Annotated in this window: 26 protein-coding genes; 15 read left to right on the forward strand and 11 right to left on the reverse strand. The window is 43.1% G+C overall.

Annotated elements, in window-relative coordinates; translation table 11 throughout:
- Positions 1-164: 164 nt before the first annotated feature.
- Entirely contained in the window at positions 165-545 is a 381-nt protein-coding gene (locus VIN08_RS28465; protein ID WP_331973138.1) for a nuclear transport factor 2 family protein, read from the forward strand.
- Positions 546-603: 58 nt separating this feature from the next.
- Here the strand turns inward: VIN08_RS28465 and VIN08_RS28470 are convergent, their stop codons facing one another.
- Complete coding sequence (locus VIN08_RS28470) at positions 604-1,251, reverse strand: hypothetical protein (RefSeq protein ID WP_331973140.1); 648 nt, start codon at positions 1,249-1,251, stop codon at positions 604-606.
- A gap of 124 nt (positions 1,252-1,375) precedes the next feature.
- On the opposite strand from VIN08_RS28470, the gene VIN08_RS28475 reads away from it, so the two are divergent.
- The 5 genes from VIN08_RS28475 (at position 1,376) to VIN08_RS28495 (ending at position 4,531) form a co-directional block, all read left to right on the forward strand.
- Positions 1,376-1,849, forward strand: coding sequence for a hypothetical protein (locus tag VIN08_RS28475; protein WP_331973142.1), 474 nt, complete (start codon positions 1,376-1,378; stop codon positions 1,847-1,849).
- 14 nt (positions 1,850-1,863) lie between these two features.
- A complete protein-coding gene (locus VIN08_RS28480; RefSeq protein WP_331973144.1) occupies positions 1,864-2,403 on the forward strand; it encodes a DoxX family protein in 540 nt (179 codons plus the stop codon).
- A 143-nt stretch (positions 2,404-2,546) separates the two neighbouring features.
- Positions 2,547-3,194, forward strand: coding sequence for a hypothetical protein (locus tag VIN08_RS28485; RefSeq protein WP_331973146.1), 648 nt, complete (start codon positions 2,547-2,549; stop codon positions 3,192-3,194).
- A 210-nt stretch (positions 3,195-3,404) separates the two neighbouring features.
- Complete coding sequence (locus VIN08_RS28490; protein ID WP_331973148.1) at positions 3,405-4,184, forward strand: DoxX family protein; 780 nt, start codon at positions 3,405-3,407, stop codon at positions 4,182-4,184.
- Between the two features lie 143 nt (positions 4,185-4,327).
- Positions 4,328-4,531, forward strand: a complete 204-nt coding sequence (locus tag VIN08_RS28495) for a hypothetical protein (protein WP_331973150.1) — start codon at positions 4,328-4,330, stop codon at positions 4,529-4,531.
- A 79-nt stretch (positions 4,532-4,610) separates the two neighbouring features.
- Here VIN08_RS28495 and VIN08_RS28500 read toward each other — a convergent pair whose 3' ends face one another.
- Positions 4,611-4,994, reverse strand: a complete 384-nt coding sequence (locus tag VIN08_RS28500) for a DUF3037 domain-containing protein (RefSeq protein WP_331973152.1) — start codon at positions 4,992-4,994, stop codon at positions 4,611-4,613.
- Complete coding sequence (locus tag VIN08_RS28505; RefSeq protein WP_331973154.1) at positions 4,972-5,763, reverse strand: HipA family kinase; 792 nt, start codon at positions 5,761-5,763, stop codon at positions 4,972-4,974. Before VIN08_RS28505 ends, VIN08_RS28500 begins: the two co-directional genes overlap by 23 nt.
- A gap of 196 nt (positions 5,764-5,959) precedes the next feature.
- Here VIN08_RS28505 and VIN08_RS28510 point away from each other — a divergent pair, with 196 nt between their 5' ends.
- From VIN08_RS28510 to VIN08_RS28525, 4 genes are all read left to right on the forward strand, one after another.
- Positions 5,960-6,403: a DMT family transporter gene (locus VIN08_RS28510; RefSeq protein ID WP_331973156.1), complete on the forward strand. Its 444-nt coding sequence runs from the start codon at positions 5,960-5,962 to the stop codon at positions 6,401-6,403.
- A gap of 50 nt (positions 6,404-6,453) precedes the next feature.
- On the forward strand, positions 6,454-7,746 hold the full coding sequence (locus VIN08_RS28515; RefSeq protein WP_331973158.1) for a hypothetical protein: 1,293 nt from the start codon (positions 6,454-6,456) through the stop codon (positions 7,744-7,746).
- Positions 7,747-7,794: 48 nt separating this feature from the next.
- A complete protein-coding gene (locus VIN08_RS28520; RefSeq protein ID WP_331973160.1) occupies positions 7,795-8,055 on the forward strand; it encodes a hypothetical protein in 261 nt (86 codons plus the stop codon).
- A 290-nt stretch (positions 8,056-8,345) separates the two neighbouring features.
- Positions 8,346-8,789: a hypothetical protein gene (locus tag VIN08_RS28525; protein ID WP_331973162.1), complete on the forward strand. Its 444-nt coding sequence runs from the start codon at positions 8,346-8,348 to the stop codon at positions 8,787-8,789.
- A gap of 11 nt (positions 8,790-8,800) precedes the next feature.
- Here VIN08_RS28525 and VIN08_RS28530 read toward each other — a convergent pair whose 3' ends face one another.
- The 5 genes from VIN08_RS28530 to VIN08_RS28550 form a co-directional block, all read right to left on the reverse strand.
- Positions 8,801-9,889 (reverse strand): phosphatidylinositol-specific phospholipase C1-like protein, encoded by a 1,089-nt coding sequence (locus VIN08_RS28530; protein ID WP_331973164.1) that lies wholly within the window; start codon positions 9,887-9,889, stop codon positions 8,801-8,803.
- A gap of 235 nt (positions 9,890-10,124) precedes the next feature.
- Positions 10,125-10,916: an aspartyl/asparaginyl beta-hydroxylase domain-containing protein gene (locus tag VIN08_RS28535; RefSeq protein WP_331973166.1), complete on the reverse strand. Its 792-nt coding sequence runs from the start codon at positions 10,914-10,916 to the stop codon at positions 10,125-10,127.
- A gap of 614 nt (positions 10,917-11,530) precedes the next feature.
- The gene (locus tag VIN08_RS28540) at positions 11,531-12,973 is read right to left on the reverse strand and encodes a serine hydrolase (protein ID WP_331973168.1); all 1,443 of its coding nucleotides are present in this window, start codon (positions 12,971-12,973) and stop codon (positions 11,531-11,533) included.
- Positions 12,974-13,139: 166 nt separating this feature from the next.
- A complete protein-coding gene (locus tag VIN08_RS28545; protein WP_331973170.1) occupies positions 13,140-13,607 on the reverse strand; it encodes a carboxymuconolactone decarboxylase family protein in 468 nt (155 codons plus the stop codon).
- Between the two features lie 171 nt (positions 13,608-13,778).
- Positions 13,779-14,090 (reverse strand): hypothetical protein, encoded by a 312-nt coding sequence (locus tag VIN08_RS28550; protein ID WP_331973172.1) that lies wholly within the window; start codon positions 14,088-14,090, stop codon positions 13,779-13,781.
- A gap of 173 nt (positions 14,091-14,263) precedes the next feature.
- On the opposite strand from VIN08_RS28550, the gene VIN08_RS28555 reads away from it, so the two are divergent.
- Together VIN08_RS28555 and VIN08_RS28560 are read left to right on the forward strand one after the other, a co-directional pair.
- The gene (locus tag VIN08_RS28555) at positions 14,264-14,938 is read left to right on the forward strand and encodes a response regulator transcription factor (protein ID WP_331973174.1); all 675 of its coding nucleotides are present in this window, start codon (positions 14,264-14,266) and stop codon (positions 14,936-14,938) included.
- A gap of 22 nt (positions 14,939-14,960) precedes the next feature.
- Entirely contained in the window at positions 14,961-16,031 is a 1,071-nt protein-coding gene (locus VIN08_RS28560; RefSeq protein ID WP_331973176.1) for a HAMP domain-containing sensor histidine kinase, read from the forward strand.
- A gap of 33 nt (positions 16,032-16,064) precedes the next feature.
- Here the strand turns inward: VIN08_RS28560 and VIN08_RS28565 are convergent, their stop codons facing one another.
- The gene (locus VIN08_RS28565; RefSeq protein ID WP_331973178.1) at positions 16,065-16,952 is read right to left on the reverse strand and encodes an oxidoreductase; all 888 of its coding nucleotides are present in this window, start codon (positions 16,950-16,952) and stop codon (positions 16,065-16,067) included.
- A 208-nt stretch (positions 16,953-17,160) separates the two neighbouring features.
- On the opposite strand from VIN08_RS28565, the gene VIN08_RS28570 reads away from it, so the two are divergent.
- Entirely contained in the window at positions 17,161-17,931 is a 771-nt protein-coding gene (locus tag VIN08_RS28570) for an SDR family NAD(P)-dependent oxidoreductase (protein WP_331973180.1), read from the forward strand.
- An 83-nt stretch (positions 17,932-18,014) separates the two neighbouring features.
- Here the strand turns inward: VIN08_RS28570 and VIN08_RS28575 are convergent, their stop codons facing one another.
- Entirely contained in the window at positions 18,015-19,349 is a 1,335-nt protein-coding gene (locus VIN08_RS28575) for a sensor histidine kinase (RefSeq protein WP_331973182.1), read from the reverse strand.
- On the reverse strand, positions 19,339-20,709 hold the full coding sequence (locus VIN08_RS28580) for a sigma-54 dependent transcriptional regulator (protein WP_331973184.1): 1,371 nt from the start codon (positions 20,707-20,709) through the stop codon (positions 19,339-19,341). The genes VIN08_RS28575 and VIN08_RS28580 overlap by 11 nt, the downstream gene beginning before the upstream one ends.
- A 211-nt stretch (positions 20,710-20,920) precedes the next feature.
- Between VIN08_RS28580 and VIN08_RS28585 the strand changes: the two genes are divergently transcribed.
- Both VIN08_RS28585 and VIN08_RS28590 read left to right on the forward strand, forming a co-directional pair.
- Positions 20,921-23,275: an ABC transporter permease gene (locus VIN08_RS28585; protein WP_331973186.1), complete on the forward strand. Its 2,355-nt coding sequence runs from the start codon at positions 20,921-20,923 to the stop codon at positions 23,273-23,275.
- Positions 23,276-23,346: 71 nt separating this feature from the next.
- Positions 23,347-23,552 (forward strand): hypothetical protein (locus VIN08_RS28590; protein WP_331973188.1); only part of this gene is annotated, 206 nt, incomplete at its 3' end.

Consider the following 23,552-nt stretch of genomic DNA (forward strand, 5'->3'; position numbering starts at 1 on the left):
AGCAAATTGTTGATGCCTATACACACAGCGTACTGCAAAAATATTTGTGTGTTTGTACAAATTTAAGATTGTTGAGAATGCTGATGACATAGGGCTGACACTGCCGGGCACGTTCTTTATATTCCATTAATAACATTTTGAAGTTTCACCAAAACACATTCAACATGGAAACAAAAGAATTGAACATGCCGACCAAGGAGATCGCCAAGAGATTGATCGCCTATTGCCGCAAGGCTGATTGGGAAGGAGCACAGAACGAATTGTATGCCGACAATGCGGTAAGTGTTGAGCCGTATGCAACGCCTGAGTTTGAAAAAGAAACCCGGGGAATGGATGCCATTCACGAAAAAGGAAAAAAATTCGCAAGTATGGTTGAACAGACACACAGTGTGGAAGTATCAGAACCACTTGTTGCCGGAAATACTATTGCCTTTGTTCTAACACTGGATATTACCATGAAAGGTCAGGGCCGTATGGCTATGCCTGAGCTGTGTGTATACCAGGTGAAAGATGGTAAGATTGTACGGGAAGAATTTTTTATCTAACGATGTAACAGGAAACTGAAGAGAAAGGCTGTGATGAGCAGCTTTTCTTTTTATAGATTTATCTTGATTGTCCTTTCTCGTCCACTACTTCACTATATATTTCATCAAAGGATTTGCCTTTGTGTTTTTGCCATAGCGAAGAAAATTTGATCTCTACATTTTTCAATAGTTGTACACAAAGCTCCTTGTCATCCTGAGTAAGATCGTTCAGCATCATTACCGCCATCTTGCGCACTTTGGTGAAGCATACATCGATAGTCTTTTTTCCTTTAGCAGTGAGCTCTATTCGTTTGGAGCGTTTATCTTCTGTATCATCATACTCTTTAATCATTCCACGACTCTTCAGGCGTGTGAGCATATCCGTTCCGCTCGAAAGCTCAAAGAGATTCGCATAAATCACTTCTGTCTTTTTAGGATTTTTCTCTTGTTGAATCGTAAGCAACATGCCGAACTCTTCAATCTGATTGAGACCTGTACCCTTCAGCGCTATATTGGCATACGATACATTTAGTTTGTGTATCCGCCCAATGAGTTTTAGCAATAAACCATCGATCAAGGGAGGAACAACGCCTCCTACCATCGGGCCTTTGACTGGTTTCTGATTTTTGCGGGCCAGGTAATGTCTGCAAAAATCGTCGATATCTCCGTCAGGATATTTCGATTCAAAAGCTGCCCATTCATTTACCAGGGCTACTGTTTTGTTCATGGTTTAAGTTCGGTTTCGTGGTAAATGTAAAAAAAGTACTACGAAAGTATTGCATATTACTTCGTAATCGTTTTATATTTGATAATTATATTTCGTAATCGTATTAAATTCTTTTATAAAAATCATGCAAACCCTTTATCAAATCTCATTAGTGGCACACATTGTCGGGCTTACCATGCTGGCGGGAACAACGTTGGTTGATTATGTGATCTCCGGACAATTCTGGAAGCAGTTGGCGATTGATCGCTCCAAAGGATTAACGATTCATGAAGCCGTGTCGAAGTTTGGAGTACTCTTCGCGATCGGTGGAAGTCTGGTGGTTATCTCCGGTATAGTGATGATGGCTATAACCCGCGGAGCGTTTGGAGAACAGTTGTGGTTCCGGATAAAATTCGCACTGGTAATTCTTATCATCGTTAATGGAGCCATGAACGGAAGAAAGCAAGTGGCGACCCTTCGAAAATTACTGCTGGACGTTTCGGGTACATCTGTGGAATCTGCATTGGCAAAAATCAAACGCAATATGAAGGTATATCATCTCACACAGTTGGTTATGTTCATTGCCATTTTCACACTGAGCGTTTTCAAATTCAATTGAGCAAAACATAAAACATGTATGCATCGAATGTGAAGAGAAATAAGATGCGTGCGGGAAATATAGCGAACAACCTTAAAGCTATACTCTATGCTCCGCCCGCGCTGCATGTTTGCGTAGTGTTGTTACTGATAAAGCTTTCGCTGAAAGATGCTGCTATTTATAAACTCAAATATTATACTATGAAAAAGAATCAATCCCTATACTGGTTGCTCACCGGGGCCATCAGTTTCTTTATGTTGTTTAGTGCATACTATTCCGGTACGCATGCTGCAGAATTTAATGCTATGGGTTTCCCGAACTACTTCCGGATAGAACTTACGGTAGCCAAGGTCATTGGAGCTTTCATATTACTTTTTCCGCAGGTACCTGTTCGCATTAAAGAGTGGATTTATGTGGCCTTCGGTGTAGTGTTGATCTCGGCATGTATAGCGAAGTTCATGAACGGATACCCGATGATTGGTGTATTGGAGCCGATCATTGTATTGGGGCTGATGATCACATCCGCATCGTATCTGCGCAGGCTTGATCAGCTGCATCACACACACGAAGCCTGATGGCATATTTGAACGATCGCTGTGGTCGAAGAAATGCCGGCTGTGGTGTAAAAGAATTAGCGGTCTGTCTAAAACTGGCTATAGCGATTAAACTGCGGTACCCTTTTTGAAATCTAAAAGGTAAAACAAACCGGAAAATGATTATGAAAAAGAGTATCGTGTTAGTAGTTGTGATGATGGTGAGCACAATCATTTTTGCACAACGCAATGGCAAGCCCCACCACAAGCATAATGGTGATGAGCTGGAGAAAATGAAAACAGAATTGTCGCTGAACGACAAGCAGTATGCTACTATTAAAGGAATAGGAGACAAGTACTCCGAGAAGTTCAAAGCGCTGAGAAAAGATTCTACACAGGCGCGTGAGAAAAAGTTTGTAGCGTTAAGATCGTTGCGCGAAGAAAAAGACAAGGAGGTTACCGCTGTGCTTACATCTGAGCAGAAAGCCAAATGGGATACCTACAAGGCGGATCGCGCTGCCAAGAAAAAAGAAGAGCGGAAGCAGGCAGCCGAAAAACGTGCACAGAAAATGAAAACAGCGTTGTCGCTCTCCGATGATCAGTTTGCAAAAATACAGGCGGAGAATAAATCCTTTAAAGAAAAAGTGCAGACACTCAAGCAGAGCAAAGATGCTTCTGCCAAACCTGATGAGAGTAAATTTAAGGCAATTATGGATGAGCACGATGCGCATGTAAAAGCGATCCTCACACCGGAACAATACCAGAAATGGTCGTCCATGAAAAAGGATATGTATAAAAAGCATGGCAAAGGTCATGAGCGAAAATCCAAATAGTAATTGTCGCTATATTTTCAAAAAGCGTTATCGGGAGGTAACGCTTTTCTTTTGGGTATATATCTATAGCAGATAACCTGCTAAAAAGGATGATATTGCCGTTGTCGGATAATTCTGTATCTTCATCCATCCCTGACTTGTTACTGATAGCATCATCAGCTGCCTTGTGCGTAGTCGATCTCTGTTGATATAACCTCAACCCCTTTATCGATGAATAAACTATTATCAGCCGGGCGTATAATGTTCGGAACAGGATTTATAGGGCTTAGTATACTCTGCATTTTATCGCGCGATTTTATTGTTGGTCGCCCACCGGCATGGCCTTCCGGTTTTGTGTTCAGTTATGTGCTGGGCTATATATCTGCTGCCTTGCTATTTATAGCAGCGATCAGTGTGATCATTCAACAAAAAGGCGGATCGGCTTCGCTATGCATTGTGCTGCTGATACTCGTACTATCGGTGCCGCGGCACTTTGTACAATTTATGACTGACTGGCTCAACGCATATAAAACGCTTGCTTTATTGGGAGGAACATTGGTAGTGGCCTGCTCTTTTTTTCAACAGGATCATGATGTGATGCGTGGCTGGCAGGTGAGTGACGCGCTGCGTAAAAAGCTGGTTACAACCGGGTGTCTGCTGCTGGCTGCTTTTTTTATAGCAGGCGGTTATGCGCATTTTAAGTTCGCTGATTTCGTAGTGAATTTTATACCTGCCTATATACCCTTCCGCGCATTCTGGACATACTTCTGTGGTATATGTTTGATCGCTGGCGGCATTGGTATAGTTATACCGAGAACCCGAAAACTTGCTGCACTGCTCTCCGGCATTATGGTGTTCGGGTGGTTCCTGCTCTTACACATACCACGGTTCGTTGCTAACCCACAGGATGCAAGCGACCGGCTTGGGCTATGCGAGTCTTTTATCTTTGCTGGTATATTCTTCGTGCTGTCCGCAATGAACGATAATGAACAGTCTGCACAAAAAAGTTGATCATCAGAACAGTCACAATATATACTTCGATGAAAAAATATAGCATAGGATAAAGCCTGGCAATGTTTTATAAACGGTGTGCAAAAAGATGCCAACCATTTTTATCTTGCGTCCGTTAATTTCTGCAATAGCCAAAATCCCCTATGAAAAAGATTGATATTCTGAATTTCATTACCAACTTCCGCCAGGCACCGAACGATGTGAAGACCTATGCGCAGTTGGTGTCGCACCTGGGTGAAGCGAATGAACCCACATTGAAACAGATGTTACTGGAGTTGCAGCAGGCACGCGTAGTGCGTGAAGTAGAAGCAAACGGAGAGAAAGGTTACCAGGTAATGGCTCGGTAGTTTGTGGCGACAGAATTTCGCTTACAACGGAGAGTATATCCAAGCAAGGCCAGCAGATGGCCCTATATATAGGCACTGGTTATAGCACGAGCTGTGTGAACAGGTGATTGAGCATTTCTTCTGCACTCTCACATAAACCCGGATGTACCTTGGAGGTTTGTAATACAGTGCTTCGCGTAGCAGTAAGCCAACGAAAGCGTTCGGCTATAGGAAGTTTACCAATAGGGCCGCCAGCAGCTCCTCCTTGGCAGATGCGTTCGAATGAATGGATATAGCCCTGCAATTCATCAAGGTCCGTTTTTTTGCAGAGGGCACGCACCTTATCGGTATTTACATCGAAGCGTGCCTGCAGAAATTTTTGTGCAGAGCAATACAGTATAACACCCACGTTGATGAACTCTTCGCGCTCAACTTTGGGTACTATCCGGATCACTGCGTACTCAAATAAGTGACTGTCTGGCATGTTGTGCTTCTTTTACAAAAAAATCTGAATGAGAAATACGGGTTGTCAGAAATTGCGCATAGGCCTGCCGATGTGATTCCACCGAGTCAAAAGCAGGTTCATCCGTCAGCCATTCGTCAGGGATCAATGCTACAATCGCCTGTATCTTCTCCGGTGTTAATATAGTTTTATATACTTCGTTCACCTCTTGCAAAGCGGTAGCTTTCAATAACAATACGTGATCTTTGATCATCGGGAATGGACGCTCGGCCTGCTGCCAGTTATTCCAGGTATGATGGAAATATAGCGAAGCACCATGATCGATCAGCCACAATTCCTTATGCCACCAAAGCATGTTTGTGTTGCGCGCAGTGCGATCAACATTCATTAGCAGACTATCAAGCCAAACGATCTGTGAGGCAAGCTTGCTGTCGATCACCGTTACCAATGGATCAAAAGTAATAGAACCCGAGAGGTAATGCAGTGCAAGATTCAAACCTACACTGGCCTTTAGCAGATCCTGTATCTCCTCATCACCTTCAATGCGACCCAGCGCACTGTCGAGTGTAGCAAATACAATCTCTGGCACACGCAGGCCCAACGCACGGGCTATCTCACCACCCACGATCTCCGCGATAAGCGCTTTTCTTCCCTGGCCCGCTCCCCGGAATTTCAATACATATAAAAACTGATCGTCCGCTTCGGCAATAGCAGGCATAGAGCCACCTTCACGCAAAGGCGTAACATACCGGGTGATGTTTACCGTTCTGAGATGAAGAGGTTCATGCATAGTATAAAGCTGTTGCACGTAATGCGCAATCAATACAACCCTCAAATATAGTAAATGCGAAGAAACATGCTGAACTATAAAAGAGTATTAAAGATCGGAGGATGTTATCTTTTGTAATTCACATACTATACTTTTATAGCTGAACGATTTATAGTCAGCCATCGTTGCTGGCAAACAACTGTATAAACACAACTCTATGAATAAATTTGGTTGGATCATCTTATCATTAATGGCGGGAAGTTTTCTTCCTATTCAGGCAGGTCTTAATGCGCGCATGGGCAAAGCCGTGGAAAGCCCGGTATATGCATCGCTGATTTCTTTTGCCGTTGGCAGCATAGCGCTGGTAATATATATACTTGTTACCGCACAGCCCGTTTCGTGGGCCGGACTCAAAGCGGCACCGCTGCACACCTGGCTGGGTGGTATATTAGGTGCATTTTATGTTACCGTTGTTGTTCTGGCCTTCCCCAAGCTTGGTCCCGCACTTACATTTGGTCTTATCGTATTGGGCCAGATGGTGATCTCTTTATTGCTCGATCATTTTAATGTACTCGTTATGCAGCAACAGGCCATCAATATATGGCGCATTGTTGGTGTGTTGTTGATCGTGGCAGGTGTTGTGATTATTCGAAAGTTTTAATTTTCTTGAAGTCCTATTTCCGATAGCATCACGATAAACGTTATAAATACATGAGCTACCTAAACTACTTCTTTCCTTACAGCAAAGGAACCAATAATCATGAAGACCACCTTACAAGGGCATTCCTGGTTTTGCTGAAGTACTCTAACTCATCGTTGTTCTACTTCTATAATTATGTTCAGCAGCAACTGCGAACTAAGTATCAGGCGCATATAGATCCGCTATATGAATCAGAACTATCCAAAATCTCTTACCAGACCCAGATAAAATCATTGCCGGAAGCGGATACCTATGTTTCTGTTTTGATTACCAACGAGCATTTGAATATAGACCAGGAAATAAAACCTATACAGCGCGAAGCGGTGTACGATGGTGTTATTTCTTTTAATGACGAGCAGGTATTTTTTATAGAGACTAAACCAAATAAAAATAATGTTTGGGAAAAGCAGTTGTGTCCTAATGAAAAAGATATTCCTGTCGATTCAGGAGTGAAACTGGTAAACAGGCCTGCTGTTCTTGAATGGAAGGAGATTATTAACTTTTTACATCGTATTAATGAAAGCAGTATATCCCTGCCACATGAGAAGTTGCTGATCAACGATTTTTTTGATCTGATGAATACACACTTCAGTTATCTGAATCCTTACAACGATCTGTCTAAGTGCCACACACCGTATTTGGCTAATAAGCGTATAGAACAAATTCTCAATAAAATTTCAGTACAACCCGATAAAGTAAAAAATCATTCGGGATGGGGAAGATATATAGAGCTTGACTTTGCTGAGATAAAGAAAATAGGCTTGCTGCTATCGTATGATTCATCCGGTGAAAACTGGAATGGTATATCGATAGGGGCTGAGTTTGCTTCTACCGTATCGCAGGCAAGAGCGTTCTATACTCGCATGACCTCTTTTGACTTTGCCGAGAAACTTTCTGACTGGAAGATTTATAATAATTTCCATTTGGCATTCAAGAATCAGAATCTTGTGTTCCTCGGATCGGGTGTTGTTAAAGAGTATTTCGAATACTACAACGACCAATATGAAATAAGGAACCGGATAAAACAGATATCCAAACAGCAGCAACTGCATACATGGCTTAGTGATTTAGATCAGAAAGGATTTGTTGACTATGGAAACGCCAAGCAACAGGAAGTGAACAGCAAGATCATGAACAAAAAATATACAACGGTTAATGTATGTCCTGCTATATATTTTGAATACCGTATTGAGAAGAGTGAAGCCATGGAGCTGGATAAAGATGGAAGTTTGATTCCTCTAATTAAATCAAAGATGAATGAGATACTGTCGATACTTCAATATCCACTGAATCAGGTAGTCTAGTTTGACTTGACTACATGGAAATACAGAACAGTCTTAATTAATTACGTTATGTATATATACAAAGCGAGAAGTGCCAAAACTAACGAGCTTGTTCAAAAAGAATTTAGCAATGAGTTTGAAGCGCAGGATTTTGCCTCTGGCAATGAGATAGAACATCCTCACTACACAATAAGAGATGCGGATGGTGAAATAGTCTGGTCCGATAGGATGGCGAAGGAAGAGCGAGATGCCTCCGATGATAATATGTTCCCGGACGAAGATAGCCGTGAAGGATTTGATTATACAGATATAGGAGAAGATGACGATTGATATGTCTTCCCTAAAATTTAATCTCCCACGAAATATATATTTATGCAGCCTGATCCGTTAATGGACAATGAGGATACTCATTACCCTGTCATTCTTATTTCTGGCTCAAAGTCTAAGCGCTCAAATTCCGGGCAGCTCTGACGAGCACAGACGATATATACGGTGCTATCCAAGATATGAGGATTCTTACGGAGGAATTAGCTATGGGATGCGGTACCGCACGTATGGTATAAAGCTCCACGACTATCGTCTCAATTTGTTAGGTTGTTCCTCTTTGGCTAGTAACGGATATGGATTGGCGATTTTCTCACGGGGATGAATCCTATCTAAATCTTGCCACCACCAGGGATGGGATCATTAAACTGGGTGATCTGTATATAGGTCCTTTTGCAGCATTCAAAAAAATAAAGTCAGGTCATTTTCTTGTGAAGCAGCTATATATTGGGCCAATGCTTTTCAGAAAGCATTATGGTGCAACGGTAAGTTATGCATCTCAGAGCATGTATTCACAGGAGGGAAGATATACGCGAAAAGATGGTGTTGCCTGTCAGCTATACAATGAGATAAGCGCATTACTAGATGTTACTCTCTCTACCGTTTATTGGTTTGATAGTTTTCAATATGCTATAGGAATAAACCAGAGCCTACTCGACTCTGGTTTTTGTATCGCTATAAATTTTGAGATTGTTAACAACTGGCAGGAACTGAGTGTTTCTGTTCTATATAGCTATTGATTGCCAAAACTCTACTTACAATTATCCCCCACAACAACCGGATTGCACCGGCTATATTTCCCATCAAACGAGATCTCAAATGTACCGGTAGGACTTAGCTTGCCAAGGTAATAATCAGTGCTGATCAGCTGTGCGCCTGAGGCTTGGGCAGCTTGCCAGCGGGTATAGTCGTTGGTGCGGGCTTCACGTGTATCGGCATCGGAGCGGGTGCGCACCATGTAGTTTTGTTTTAGCAATGCCTGTATTTGTTCTTTTTGTTTTACAGGTTCATTAAGTATAAAGAATGCCGCGTGCGGATCTGTCTCCGGTACGCTTACAAACATGGGGCGATCTTTACCATTGGCTATATATGTATTGACAATGCGCTCGGGCGAATCAAGAATAAACATAATTCTTCCTTTTACGGCATCCAGTGTAGGCCAGCCGTTTTTCAAAATAGCTTCGCGTAGTGTTGGTGCTTCGCCTTGCACAAGTGCAGGTGTGATCAGTTTACTTTCCGGAAGCACAGAGAGTACTTCAGCATCGAGGCTGTCGAGTACAGGTGCGGTGAAAGGCAATACTTTGGTTGCATCAGGACGATCAAGACCGGAATCTTTTGTATTGATCGTGATCAATATAGGTGTGTGATCAGGATGTGCATCAGACCAGTTCTTTATCTCTGTCAGACAGTTTTTAAAAGTGAGGCAACTGCTTCTGAAATCTATATCCGAAACATGCAGCACCTTCATGCCCGGTTGTGAGAGTATATGTGCTGTATCGTGAGGAGGTAATATTATACCGGCTTGCTTCGCCCATGCTATACCTTGCGGATTTTGATAGCGGCCTCCCGTAGGATCGTGCGATACATCAATTTCGAGTCCGCGCAACCCCAGTTCCAGCTGTTCGCTGAGTGGTAAGTGATGATAGTCGAGTCCTAATACGTTAGAGTCTTTGGCCAGCAGCAATTTAAAGAAGGCTGTGTCGATAGCTTGCTTGTAGCTGTTATGACTGCCAATGAATTGAATTTCATTAAGACGTGTTTCGTGCTTTGCTTCTTTTTTAGAAGAGCAGCTCATCGCCAGTACGGAGAAGATGAGTAAGAGTGTGCCGGTATATTTCATGCCGAAAAGTATCTAAAATCACTCTTAGGCGAATACCGGTAATGTTATTTTTAAATGAAGAGTGATGGACGGCCGACTGTTATTTGTTAGTGGTTGTCCGTTAGTAGTTAACCGTTATTCGTTAATGGTTAATCGGGGGTGTAAGTTTTGAGAGAGTGAGTTGAAATGCGTTATCCGTTAGCGGCCGGGAATATAACAACTAACGGATAACGATTAACCTTTAACGAATAGCGGCTCAAAGGAAGAAGATCAGGTACACGATCCCGATAAATATCGCATACTTGGAAATATAGTATAGCGGCTTGTTTCGTTCTTTCAGTTTTTTGCCTACTACGCGTACATGGTATACATAGCCGAAAATTTTATTCAGGCCACCAGTACGGTCGGTTGGTAAGTTTGGCGATTCGGCAGAGGCAAGTATCAGCCAGCTGAAAAAATTATTCAGATATATACCTATACTTGATCGCATCGGTCGTGCTACATCGCAGAAAAATATCAGGCGATCTTTGTCTGTTTTATTTTCGGCATAGTGAATATAGGTCTCATCGAACAATACATCCTGACCATCGCGCCAGGAATACATTTGTCCGTCCACTACTATATTACAATCATCCGAATTAGGAGTGATGAGTCCCAGGTGATAGCGCAGTGAACCTGCATACGGATCGCGGTGCACGGGCAAGTGGCTGCCTGCGGGAAGTACCACAAACATGGCAGCCTTTATATTGGGCATTGATCGGAGAAGCTTTATCGTCTCCGGACAATGTTCCAGTGCAGAGGGGTGAAAGTTATTATACCATTTGAGATAGAAGCGCTTCCAGCCACGCCTGAAAAATGAATTGAAGCCTATATCATTATACTTATCCGATCCTTTAATAAGCTTGCTGCTTTCCAGCGTCAGTGCTTCCTGCCGGATAGTTTCCCAGTTATCTTTTATCTGTTGCAGAGAAGGTATAGTATTTACGGGCAGATAAGGTGTTTTGGGTACGGATGAAAACGCATACATCATGGCGTTGATGGGTGCCATGAAAGTTGAATGGTCAAACATCTGTCTGAGAAACGTGTAGCGTGCCTTTCCACGAAAGTGAATGTAGAGCGTGGTTCCGATCAGAATTAAAACCGCTGAGATTTTGAGAATGAGAGGAAGTGTTAAAGTCATAGCTTCATGGGTATTGTTTTTGTTATATATAGTATACGGATAGAGACAGGAATTGAACAAAGGCACAGAGGCACAAGTTCACGGCAGGTCATGGTAAATTATATATATAGTAACAGGATGCTATGCTCCGAACGATCAAAGAACAAATTTCTCGATAGTCCTGCTGTAAAGGATGTTTCTGCGAAATGCGGTTAAATAATAAAGATGTTTATACAATATTTTATATAGCTGTATGAGCCTGATAAAAGGACGCAATCGTGTCGAATATACCGACAAGGCAATTGATATAAACAAGCTGGTACTTTTGTTTGAACTGATCGCTCCCGCAGCCAAAGTACCTTGTCAAATCCATTTGCAGTTATATATGGCTCTAACGGGAAAATGCTGATGGACGCAGACAAGCGGGTCGATACAGCTATCAAAGTTACTACTGGATCAGATAAAGTAAGGTAGGAGTGAACAGAATCGGTTGGAAATATACTTTACTGCCGCAGCTTCTTCAATTGCTCTTCTCCATTCTTGTTATTAGGATCGAGCTGCAGCGATTTTTCATAATATTGTATAGCCAGTGCTTTATCGCCCCGGGTCATATAGCCTTCCGCGAGGCTGTCCCATACATTGGAAGATTGAGGAAAATCGATCGAGTTTTGCCTGAAGATTTCAATAGCATCATCCACCTTCTTCATGCGCAACAATATATAGCCCAATGAGTTTATCTGGTTTTCGCTGATGAATTGTTTTGGATCGGACTTTCTCGCAGCCGTCCACGTTGTTAATGCTTCGGGTGCTCCGTGTGCCAGTATAGATTTCAATAACAAACGACCGGGAGAATTATACCGCTCGTAGTCCAGCCATACCAGAGAAGGGTGTGTACCTCCTACAGCTTCATCGAGTATTTCTTTGGCAATGGAGAGGCCATTGGCCGAGTTGGTGAAATATACTATACCATTCTTCTGGTCAAGGCGGGCATTCATAAACGCTTTGCTGTCGCCTTGGTCACCCCAATGCCAGAATCCCTTTCCGTCATTGGTAATTTCCAGTCCTACACCCAATCCCCAGGCAACCTGCGGATGCTCCTTGTTTACATATATCTGCGGCTTCATCATCTCCTGCCAGGTAGCCGGTTTTAGCCCGGTGCCTTTCATCAGAACAAGCATAAACCGCGCATAGTCTTCTGCGGTTGTACGAAGGCTGGCCGCGGCATTGCAATCTTTACCTTCATAGCGGAACGATACATTGCCAACAGCATCATGCCGATGTACAGCACGCGTGGCATAATCATCTCGCCACGTAAGGCTGCTGCTTTTCATTTGCAAGGGAGTTAGTACAGTGGTTTGTATATAGTCGGTAAATGCCTGCCCGGTAATTTTCTCTACTACTTTCGAGAGGTATACAAAGCCTTCTCCGGAATACGAGAATTTTTCTCCCGGGGTAAAATTGATCGGAAGAGAAGGAGCATCATCTACACGCCAGTTTGGAAAACCCGATGAATGTGTCAGTACATGTCGCGCAGTAATTTGATCAATGCGTGAGTCGTTCACTACATCATAATTATTACCCAGGTATTTATTGAGCGGAACATCAAGGCCAAGTTTATCCTGATCTACCAGTTTTAAAACACCGTATGCTACAACCACTTTTGTGAGTGAAGCAGCTTCGAATACAGTGCTTGCATCAACAGGCTGTTTTGTTGTTGTGTTCATTACACCAAATGCATTTACCCATACCAGTTTGCCATCACGTATCAATGCAACAGATATACCGGGTATATCTGCTTCTTTCATCAGGTCAGGAATTTTTTTCTGCAGATTGGCGATAACATTCTGCGTGGAAGCAGATGCTGAACTTGTGGATGCCTGACCTTGTGCATACAAGGACGACAATGACAGGATTGCCAGCAGACAGGTTTTCAGAAATGTATTCATGGCGCGTAAGGGAAAGTTATACAACATATTGTGTAAACTCAGAGGGCACCAACAAGTTACAAAAGAATTTACGAAACCATAAGATTTTACGCTACACTATATAAACACAAAGATTCTCCCTTCCTCGAAAAGAAAGGGAGAACCAGGAAGCTTGCGAAAGGTATATTTAGTGCTTCACAGCAAACTGTCCAACCTGGTAGGTACCACCCGGCACCTGGAAGGCTACATTAAAGCGATTGTAAGAATTGATAGTAGTAGTTGCCAACGTGAGGTCTACCAGTTCTGCCTCTGTAAAATATTTGAGAGCTTCTTCATATACTTCCGTTGAAACGCCATCGGTAATATTAGTTACAGCTTCGGCCCAGGCAAGTGCTGCGCGCTCACGGTCTGTAAACACAATCGCCTCACGCCAGCCGGCTACCATATATAGGCGTTGCTCGGTTTCTCCTTCAGCACGCAGGTCTTTCGAATGCATGTCGAGACAATAGGCACAACCATTTATCTGCGATACTCTGAAATATATCAAGTGTAATAGAGGTTGCTCAACTGTTGACTTGGCCAGGTAAGCGCCTATACCGAAAAGCGATTTGAATGCTCCCATGCCTTTTTCGAGTGGATTTAATCTGTGTTCCATAATTATATGTTTTAAAGGTGAATAATTTGTTTTCACCCCTATAAGGAACGAGATCCCGGAAATTGGACAGTGAATTGAAAAAAAATTGAGTGCCGAAAGAAAACTTTTCTAAAACATCGATTCAGTCATTAACGGGGCAGATTATTAGTGCTATAGAATAGTACTCTGATTTCAGAGTGTGCCTTGCCATTCGGGGTTTACCAGAAATTCGTTGCTGGTGCTGTCGCCATAGAGAATAGGTATTTCCAGTAAAATTCCTTTCAGGGAACGGATGTCGATAATAGCACTCTCATCCTGGGCAGCTTTCAGTACCAGATACGTATTATCAAAATATCTTGGATTCAGATCCTTTAAAGCATCGATAGAATAATAGAATGGAGACCAGTCGCCCGCCTGATTTTTTATTCGGATCCTTATTTCCCTGCGTGCAATTTCCTTGAGCAGGGATTTAAGATCGTTGGGGTGCACATCCAGACATTGCATCGTAGTAGGCATCGTTTTTTTCTGAACTTTTTATCCAGGCGATTGACAAAACTCGCTGAAGGGGACAATTAAAAGTATCCGGGAAATCCCTGAATTTTTGTCCTTTTGGGGCTATTTATTTCCATTTTCGTTCACCTTTCCTTTTTCTTTACGCCCCCTTACAAAAAAATAATATGACTAAAATCCGAGTATATCATCTGGAAGACTATAAGATTATGCGTGATGGTATAAAATTTTTATTAACACATGACGAGCAGATCGAGATGGTAGGAGGAGGCAAACAGGCCGAAGAATTATTTGAGGTGCTGGAGGAACGAAAGATTGATGTGCTGCTGCTGGATATTTACCTCGACCGCATGGGCGATTTAAAGACCATGAATGGATTTGAGATATGCAATATACTGAGGGAGAAGTACCCGGATGTGAAAGTTGTGGCACACTCGGTATACGATGATGCTGATAAAGTTGCCCGCATTATGAAAGCTGGTGCCCGCGGTTTTGTTTCGAAGAAGACAGGCTATGAAGAACTCGTTAAAGCAGTTAAAACAGTATATGCCGGTGAAAAGTATATCTGTGAAGAAACAGCCAAAAGTCTGAAAAACCTGAACAAATTTCTTTCCGGTATTGAAGAAACACTGAAGGGTAAAAAAGAATTTTTCTCCAAGCGTGAACGAGAAATATTGGAATTGCTGGCAAAAGGATACTCCACGCGCGAGATCGCAGAGACGTTGTTCATTACCGAGAAAACTGTGGAGAGTCACCGAAAAAATATGGTGGATAAAGCAAAGATGAAGAACTCTGTGGAGCTCATCGCTTTTGCCACTGCGCGGGGCATAATAAAGAAGTAGGAATAACTATATATATACCGATATGCTTGGAGAAAACGAATTTTCGACAGAAACCATTGGCGAATTTGTAAGAGCATACAAGGATGGGTTTTTTATTTACGATATACATGAAAAGCAGTTCCGTTTTCTGAATCCCGTTATGCAAAAGATATTCTCGTTGGAAGATTTGTCGCTGCCCACCAATAACGCATCAGTATTTCTCAACCGGGTTAATGTAGACGATCACGCGTTTCTCACGCATAAGTATAAATTGCTCCTTGAAAAAGGATATATACTGCAGGCGGAATTTCGTTGTGAACCCGATAAATATGTTTCGTGCGATGCCTATTATCTGGAGGATACAAAAACTATTATAGGCACGGTGAAAGACATTACCCGCGCAAAAGAGCATGCAGACTATATGGTAAACTATGGCGGCCAGAAAGATACTTTGCTGGAGATTATCTGCCATAACCTGAGCGGACCGTTAATGCTGATGCAGAATGTGATTCGCAAAGCGGAAAAAACAGCCACGGGAAATATAGTAAACGGGACCCCGGATGTATACCCGTTCATCAATGATATAACCCAGCAGTGCATCGATATCATCAACGATTTCCTGGAAAAAGAACACTTTGAATCAGAGAAGATTTTTCCACGGAAGAATCATTTTGATGTGGTGGAGAAAGTAAGACTGATTATCGAAAATTCGAAGAAGGTATATGAATCAAAACATATTCATTTGGATACCGAACATGAATACCTCTTTGTGCATAGCGATGATGTTAAATTTCTGCAGGTGCTCAATAACCTGATTTCGAATGCCATGAAGTTTACACAAACCAACGGAAATATAGTGGTGGGCATTCGAACGACAGAAGATACATTTATAGTTTCCATTGCCGATGATGGTATTGGTATTTCACCACAGATGCAGCCGTTTTTGTTTGAGCGCAACTCCATTGCTTCGCGCCCCGGTCTGCGCGGGGAAGCATCTAACGGTATAGGGCTCTATATATGCAAGCGCCTGGTAGATCGCATGCAGGGTAGGCTGTGGTACGATACCATCGAAAACAATGGCTCTACATTTTATATGGAGTTGCCGAGAGAGTAAGTATATATCTCCCGGCAGGTATATATTTCAAACTTATTTACTGGATCCCGCCAGAATGTTCTGGCCGAGCTTTGATTCCAGGAAATTGGAAGTTTCCCGGTGATCGGTAGAAGTTGTTACCGATATCCACTTCTCAAACTCTTCTTTTCTTCGTTCATCTGCCTTCCGTAATATAGCAGCCGCTTCACTGCCCAACACGAGGTGTACCGGAGGTTCCGGATGATCGGCCAGTGATAACATTACTTGTGCAGCTTTCTCCGGATCGCCTACCGGAACAAACGAACCACTGACAAAGTACTTTGCGCGTACCCCTACCGTTGATTCATATCCTTCCACTTCCGGGGCGAAACTCATAGAAGCACCCGCCCAATCGGTGCGGAAGCCTCCTGGTTCTACCGATGTTACTTTTATACCCAGTGGTGCTACTTCCATAGCAAGCGCTTCAGTAAAACCACCCAAACCAAATTTAGCAGCCTGGTACATGGTAAGACCTGCTGTACCTACGCGACCACCTACTGAACTGATCTGTAAAATTCTGCCACTGCGTTGCTTGCGCATATAGGGAAGCACAGCGCGTGTTACTTCTATCGGTGCATATAGATTTGTTTCAAGCTGGCTGCGTACCTGCTCTTCGGTAAATGCCTCTGCCGCTCCGGTAATACCAAAGCCAGCATTGTTAACCAATACATCGATTCGTCCAAAGTGCTCTACAGTTTTTGCAACTGCCGTCTTGATCTGTGCATAGTTTGTTACATCCAGCGCAAGTGTAAGTATCTGTTCCGGAAATTTTGATACAAGATCAGCCAGTTGTTCTGGCGTGCGCGCTGTAGCGGCTACTTTGTCGCCTTTTGCCAATACTGCTTCTACCAGGTTTCTTCCCAACCCGCGGGAACTACCGGTGATAAACCAAACTTTTGTCATACGTCTTTCTTTATTTGTTGATACAAAGCTAGACGATCGCGAAGCCGCAGGCTTTGTTAAAAAGCTCAAAGATGGTTTGTTATAACGCTCAACAATCTGCCTGGAAACGTGCTATATAATTATAGAGTATATATGGGATACGCTTTTACCATTTGGTAATCCGGATTTGTATTGTACTGCACATCTTTACAGTATAATTTTCAAGTTCATGGCGAAAATATTTATTACAGGTTCTGCCGATGGTTTGGGACTCATGGCCGGCAGATTGTTAGCGGAGGCAGGTCACGAAGTTATACTTCACGGCCGTAACCGGCAACGTGCAAAAGAGGCATTACAAGCTATACCTAAAGCTGTGCATGTAGTATATGGCGATCTTTCTTCTATAGCAGAAACAAGAGTGGTGGCCGAACAGGTAAATGCACTTGGTATAGTTGATGTCGTTATACACAACGCAGCCGTAGGCTATCGCGAACAAGAGGTAGTTACAACGGACGGGCTATCGCATGTATTCGCGGTTAACAGCCTGGCGCCCTATATTCTCACAGCGCTTATTACAAAACCGAAACGACTCATCTATATAAGTTCCGGTTTACATCGTTCTGCAGAATTGGATCTGTCGGATCTTGCCTGGCGTAAAAGAAGATGGAATGGTTTTCAGGCGTATGCCGACAGTAAGCTATACAATGTTGTACTGGCATTTGCTATAGCGCGACTATGGCCCGATGTATATTGCAATGCATTAGAGCCCGGTTGGGTAGCAACTAAAATGGGTGGCCCCGGTGCACCCGATAGCCTGGAAGACGCTCCGAAGACACAAGTATGGCTTGCATCAAGTAACGATGCGGAGGCTCGTGTATCCGGTAAATATTTTTATCATAAGAAGATACGCGAGCATAATCCGGTAGCCGATAACATCGATGTACAGGACGAGTTTATGGCATACTGTGCATCGGTTTCAGGTACACAGATGCCTGTATAAAGCTGAATTAAAATATACCTATAGATTCAGGAGATTGAGTCAGCGGCTATATCCAGTATGGCGACCAGATAGCACTAAATATACTATAGAACAATAACGAACTCGGTTCCTGTGCCGGGTTCGCTGCTTACATGTATATCTGCCTGGTGTAACTGAAGAATTTGTTTGGTGAGAGCCAGCCCTATACCTGAACCATTCTTTTTAGTAGTAAAAAAAGGAATGAATATTTTCTCCAACGTACTTTCATCTATACCCGATCCGTTGTCGCGGAGGTGTATGCGTAAATTTCCCTTGGAGCTGTAAGAAGTATACAGATCAACAATCGCGGGAGTTTTATCGATCGCCTCCATTGAATTTATCAACAGGTTGATCAATACATGTTCCATCAGATCAGGGTCTACCATCACCGGTATATCTATACCTGAGATGTTGATTTGAACGCTGTGCTGGTTCAGTTTTTCATGCAAGAGCGTCTCCACACGATTTACAATATCTTTCAGATTCGTTTGCCGGATCGATACCTGCGGCACACCTGTAAGCTTACGATATGTCTGTGTAAAATTATACAAACCTTCGCTGCGTATATGTATAGCGTCTAGCCCCTTGTCGAGACTGGTATATAGACTATTCTCCGGAGTACTCAGGTGCGATTGATTTTGTTCAACAAGCCCGTGCAATGTACCGCTCAGGGAAATAATAGGAGCGACCGAATTCATAATCTCGTGACTCAGTACACGAATCAGTTTTTGCCACGCTTCCATCTCGCGCTTGTCAAGTTCCGTGCGAATGTTCTGCATCGATATCAATTTATAGTATTGATTGTCGAGTTTAAATTCAGAAGCGTGCAGCGAGAGTTGCAGTATATCACCATTAACTTCTAGTTTAATAAGGCGAGTTTCACCCGTGCGTATATCACGAATGGCCTGCACAAATGAAGGCCCGAACGAAGCGAAGGAATTAAGGTTGGTTAGTATCTTTTTCTGCAGCAGATCTTTCAATGCCTGGTTGGCGTGCTGTACATGGCCGTTTGCATCAATGCTTAATATACCTACCTGCACATGTTCAAAAAGCATTTCCAGGTAGCGGTATTGAATTTCCTTCTCTGTACTGATAGCGCGGAATACGCCCGAGATGCGATTGAATATAGTGTAGAGTTCATCAAAACTCTTTCCCATACCGGTAGTTTGAAAGTGCGTAGTGAAATCGCGCTGCAGCAAACTGTTCATCAGCGTTTTTATGTCGCGGTTAAAGCGATCTATATACCAGAGCAGGTCCACAATAGAGACTATAGCTGCCACTGCCAGGTATATACTTCGCAGGTATAAATGTTCGGTTACACACCAGCTAAGCAGGCTGATCCACGCAGTGAGGATCAGCACGCGGATAACAACCTGGAGACGAAAATTTTTAAATACCATACGTTTCCATTCTCCGGTATAGTGCTCCCCGTGATAACCCTAATTCTTCTGCTGCATGACTGATGTTGCCGCCATGCTTGGCTATAGCTTTGCGTATGGCCCATGCTTCCAGTTTTTCGAGATTAAAATTTTCAAAATCAACTTCCGTAGCATTTTGTTTTTGCAGCGATCCGAAATCTTCAGGCTCTACGGTTTTGCCTTCGCACATAATTACTGCGCGCTCCAGCGCATGTTGTAGTTCGCGGATGTTACCGGGCCATCTATACTTTTGCAGAAAAGATATAGTTTTCTCAGCAAGCTGAAGATAAGGCTTCTGATATTTGCTGCTGAACTTCGTAAGAAAGTGAGCAGCGATAAGCGGTATATCTTCTGTGCGTTCATATAGAGGAGGCACCGTTATCTCAACGGTGTTAATGCGGTAAAGGAGATCTTCCCGAAATTTACCTTCCTTTACCATTGCGTGAAGATCGCAGTTGGTAGCACAGATGATGCGCACATCCAGGTTAATGGCATCGTTGGTGCCTAATCGGATAACGCGTTTGTGTTGTAATACCGTGAGTAATTTTGCCTGCATGGCCAGCGAGAGATTGCCGATCTCATCCAATAATATAGTGCCACCTGCAGCGGCTTCGAAACGCCCGATGCGATCTTCCTTTGCATCGGTAAACGTTCCTTTCTTATGACCGAACAATTCACTCTCAAATAGATTTTCACTCAACGCTCCTACATCTACCGCCATAAAGATTCCTTCGCCACGGTGTGATTGCCGGTGAATTTCGCGTGCGATAACTTCTTTACCGGTTCCGTTTTGTCCCAGTATCAATACTTCTGCTTCTGTGGGCGCTACTTTGGTAATCGTTTTTCGTATGGCCGCTATAGATTCGGAGTTGCCGATGAGCGGCTCGTGCCGATCCAACGCAGAGGCTAGTGATTTTTGCTGCCACTTCAGTTGCTTTACTTTCCTCTTCTCCTGGCTTAATAAACATGCCGTCTTTACGGTAGCCAGTAATTTTTCATTTTGCCAGGGCTTCACTATAAAATCAAGTGCACCTTCTTTCATTGATTCAATCGCTACCTGTATATCTGCATAGGCAGTAACCAAAATCACTTGTGTTTCTGGTGACAGGCTTAGAATTTTCTTTAACCAGAAACGGCCCTGGTTGCCAGTTGTATCGCCATGGCGAAAGTTCATATCGAGCACCACGACATCAAATGTCTCACGGTCCAGCAGAGAAGGTATACGCTCAGGGCTATTGGTGGTTTGAACAGAAGTATAGTGTTGATCGAGTAAAAGTTTGATCGACAGCAATACAAATTCATCATCATCTACTAATAATATACGTCCGGCAGATTTACTCATTCTATAAATTGAACTGTGAGCGAAGATATTTATTGACCAGGTAAAAACCATGCAAAGTGCCCATGGATGGACAGTGTGCAGGTCCATGAATGGACAGCAGGCATACCCGCGAGCAAAAAATATAGCCAGGCAGTCTGGAAACGGTGTTTTGAATTATGGCATCGACTTAGCCTACAGGAGGAACAAATGCACACAAATATTATCTTGTTCTATGTTGCAGCATAATCTCCTTATCATCTATCGCAATTTCAGGCGATTCAAAAGTTCGTTCCTCATTAACCTGATCGGCTTGTCCACCGGGCTTACCTGCACCTTGCTCATCTACCTGTGGGTGCACGATGAATTTCATGTTGATAAGTTTCACAAGAATGATGCACGTCTTTACGAGGTGTTTGAGAACCAGCAAAATTCAGCGAGCGATACCCGCGTAACCAATTCCACGCCCGGGCTACTGGCCGAAACACTTGCGGCCGATATACCGGAAGTAGAAAATGCTGTGGTGGTAACAGACTGGTCAGACGAATTTAATTTATCCGTTGATGATAAACGCACCGATGCCATTGGTAAATATACCGGCAAAGATTTCTTTAAACTTTTTACCTACCCGCTTATACAGGGCGATGCGAACAAAGTATTGGTGGATAAAAATTCCATCGTAATCTCCGAAGAAACAGCATTGAACCTGTTTGGAACAACAGATAATGTGCTTGGTAAAACAGTCATGTTCCAAAGAGAAAAAGAATTTTTTGTTACCGGTATATTTCAGAATGTCCCCGTTAACTCGTCCGATAAATTTGATTTTATACTCTCCTACGAACTGATCAAGGAAAGTACACCCGGTGTGCTCGACTGGCACAACTCCGGGCCTATGACCTTTGTATTACTGAAAGAAGGTGCTGATGTTGATCAGTTCAGCAAGAAGATACTCAACCTCATAAAAACCAAAACAGAAGACAAGCACCGTACACTCGTACTGCAACGTTACTCCGATACATACCTGTATAGCGACTATAGCAATGGCAAATGGAGCGGTGGCCGAATCGAGTACGTTATACTCTTCTCTATTATAGCATTATTTATACTGGCCATTGCCTGTATCAACTTCATGAATCTGTCAACTGCCAAAGCCTCACGGAGAATAAAAGAAGTAGGTATAAAGAAAGCCGTAGGTGCCAATCGCAGAACACTCATTCTGCAATATATGGGCGAAGCTATACTGATGAGTACTATATCCTTACTGTTGGCCGTATTGCTGGTAGACATACTGTTGCCTCAGTTCAATCTCATTACCGGAAAGCAACTGGCACTTACACTCCATGGCGATCTTGTTGTAGCGTGTATAACAATCGCTTTGATCACCGGTATATTGGCAGGAAGTTATCCGGCCCTATATCTGTCAGGCTTCAGCCCGGCCATCGTATTAAAAGGTAAATTCAGTTCATCGCTGGGAGAACTGTGGGCACGCAAAGGTCTTGTTGTTTTTCAATTTGTAGTGTCGGTAATATTTATCGTATCGGTACTGGTGGTATATAAACAGATTGAATATGTACAGCATAAAAATCTGGGGTACGACAAAGAAAATGTTATCTACTTTCCGATTGAAGGACGCGTTGAAAAGAACCGCGAAACATTTTTGACGGAGTTAAGAAAAATACCGGGTATCGTTAACGCATCCAGCATTGGCCAAAGCATGGTGGGTGGAGGTAACACCACTGATGTAAGTTGGGAAGGCAAAGATCCGGAAGATCGTACACCTTTCGCTATTCGTCCTGTAAACTACGATATACTGGAGATGATGAACATACAGATTATAGATGGCCGTTCATTTTCCAGAGATCGCAATGATAGTTTGAAAGTAATTTTCAATGAAACCGGTATCAAGGCCATGAACCTGAAGAACCCGGTTGGCAAAACCGTAGATTTAGGAGGCGGGTATATATTGGAGATCATCGGTGTGGCAAAGGATTTTCACTTCCAGTCCTTACGTGTTCCGGTAAAGCCGATGTTCTTTGTACTGGCACCTCAGTTTACGAGCCTGATCATGGCGCGCATAGAAGCCGGTAAAGAAACAGAAACGATCGAACGCTTGAGTAAATTTTCCAAGAGCTATAATCCGGATTTTACATTCGACTACCGCTTCCTCGATGATGATTATGATGCACAGTATAGATCAGAGCAACGCATCAGTATACTGGCCCGCTATTTTTCATTCCTCGCTATATTGATCTCGTGTCTTGGATTATTTGGTCTTGCCGCCTTCACCGCAGAACGAAGATCCAAAGAGATAGGTATACGCAAAGTATTAGGCTCCAGCGAATGGGGAATTATATACCTGCTCTCGGCCGATTTTACTAAAATCGTATTACTCTCTGCATGTATAGCATTGCCAATAAGCTATATGATTATGGTGAAGTGGCTGGATAACTTTGCCTATCGTATTCCGCTACACTGGTGGTATTTTGCCGGCTCCGGAATGATGGCCTTGTTCATTGCGTGGTTTACTGTAGGCATGCAGGCATACAAAGCCTCGCGTATCAACCCGGTAAAATGCCTGAAGGAAGAGTAATATATACTTTACCATAAGAACCAACAGTTCATTTCTCTTTTCATTGTTCGAAATCACTAATCTTGTTCATCATGTTAAAGCATAACCTGCTGCTGATATACCGAAACTTTAAACGTTTTAAGAGTACATTCTTTATCAACCTCATTGGTTTATCTACCGGGCTTGCCTGTGTTCTGCTGATATACCTTTGGGTGAATGACGAGGTGAGTGTCGACAAGTTTAATGAGAAAGACGATCGTCTTTATCGCGCGATGGAACATCGTGTTCGCGCCAATGG

This window comes from Ohtaekwangia sp. (assembly GCF_036568665.1).
In the GTDB taxonomy this organism is placed as follows: Bacteria; Bacteroidota; Bacteroidia; order Cytophagales; family Cyclobacteriaceae; genus Ohtaekwangia.